Annotated in this window: 1 protein-coding gene; it reads right to left on the bottom strand. The window is 75.5% G+C overall.

Annotated features, from left to right (window positions below):
• Nucleotides 1-25: 25 nt before the first annotated feature.
• The coding region (locus FOE67_RS25005; protein WP_182667090.1) for a PH domain-containing protein at nt 26-1,685 on the bottom strand (1,660 nt) is incomplete at its 5' end.

Raw genomic sequence — 1,685 nt, 5'->3', positions numbered from 1 at the left:
CCCGTCCCCGGACCGGGAGCGGGGGTCATCCCCCCTGTCCGGGCCCGCCGGTCGGCTCCTCCGCCGAACCGGCGCCCGCCCCCGTGACGACCTCCGCCCGGCGGGCGACCGGGCCGGGGCCGGTCGCGCCCTCGGCGCGGAACCGCCCCACCTCCTCGGGCAGGGCGAGGGCCGCCAGGTCGGCCGTCTCCCCGGCCGCCATGTCCACCGCCGGGTAGCGCCCCCATCCGGCGGCGGTGGTGAACTCCACCGTGGCCAGGCCCAGTCGCCGTTGCAACAGCGACTGTCGGATCCGCACGCCGCTGACGGCCCGGGTCTCCAGGGCGGAGGTGCGACGATTCATCGCCCCGTACCGGGTCACCAGGTGGGAGGGGGTGACGGCGTGCCCGAGGGCGAGGTGACCGGCGACGGCGAGACCCACGGCGATCGGCAGGACCGCCGCACCGGTCGCCCACCACACCGCCGGGTGCCACCCCGTGCCGGCAGCCACCCACGCCGCCGCGCCGGTGAGGGCCCCGGTGACCCCCACCGCCCATCCCAACCGGCGGCGCAGGGCGGTGCCGGGGTGGCGGCGCAGCGGCGCCCGCATCGGGTCCCCGGAGATGTTCAGCACCGCGTCGGCGACCCGGGAGGCGGTGGACTTCGGCACCCGCGGCAGGATGGTGGAGGCGGCGCCCCACATCGACAGACCGGTGGTGATGACGTGCACCTCGGTGCTGCGCATCCACCGCCAGGGCAGCGGCTCGGAGAGGGTCACCCCGCGCAGTCGGTGGTCGTCGCGGTTGACCTCGCGGGTGCGGAGCAGGCCGTGGGTGGTGCGCAGGACGGTGCCGTTCTCCCCGGGTACCCGTTCCAGGCGGAAGCCGGCGTACTCGTTGAAGAAGTTGACGGCCAGTCCCCCGACCCCCAGCAGCCAGACCAGGGCGATCCCGAGGACGACCGTGGCGGCGGTGCCGAGGCCGGCCCGGTCGATCAGGGAGGTCACCCACCCGGCCGGGTCCAGGCCGAAGATCGTCAGCATCCAGTAGGTGCCCCACAGCAGGCCGGCGGCCATGAAGAAGGCCCAGACGCTCGCCATGTTGTACAGCACCCACCAGGGCCGCAGGGTCGCGTACACCTCTCCGGCGATCCGGGCTCCGCCCTTGCCCCCGTCCCCATCGGGAGCGGGGGCGGAGGAGCGGTGTTCCAGCAGGTTCTCGCGCAGGCGCCGGGCGTCCTCGCGGGAGACGGCGTCCAGTTCCAGGGCGGACTCCATCGCCACGCTCGCCTGTCCGGCGCCGATGCGCACCCGGCGCAGGCCGGCGAGCCGGCGCAGCAGGCGGGCGTCGGCGTCCACGCTGCGGATCCGGTCGCGGCGGATCGAACGGTAGGTGCGCACGAACAGGCCCGTGCGGCGCTCGACGTAGGTGTCGGTGACGCGGTAGCGGGTGGTGACCCAGCGCAGCACGTCGGCGGCGGCGCCGATCGCGCCCCACACCGCGATGAATCCCAACGGCCACAGTACGCCGGCGGTCGGCTCGACGCGGACGACCCCCAGGGCGATGATGCCGGGGGTGAGGGAGAACAGCACCCGCAGGGCGTCGGTGAGGATCATGCGGGGGTTGAGGCGCTGCCAGGGCGGCAGGTCCGGATCCTCGCCGGCGGCGGGCGCGCCGCCCTCGTGCACGACCCCGTCCTCCCCGTCC

The sequence above is a fragment of the Streptomyces calidiresistens genome, from assembly GCF_014141525.1.
GTDB lineage: Bacteria > Actinomycetota > Actinomycetes > Streptomycetales > Streptomycetaceae > Streptomyces > Streptomyces calidiresistens.
Note: the sequence above shows the minus strand (reverse complement) of the source record. Positions and strands in the feature narration are given on the sequence as shown.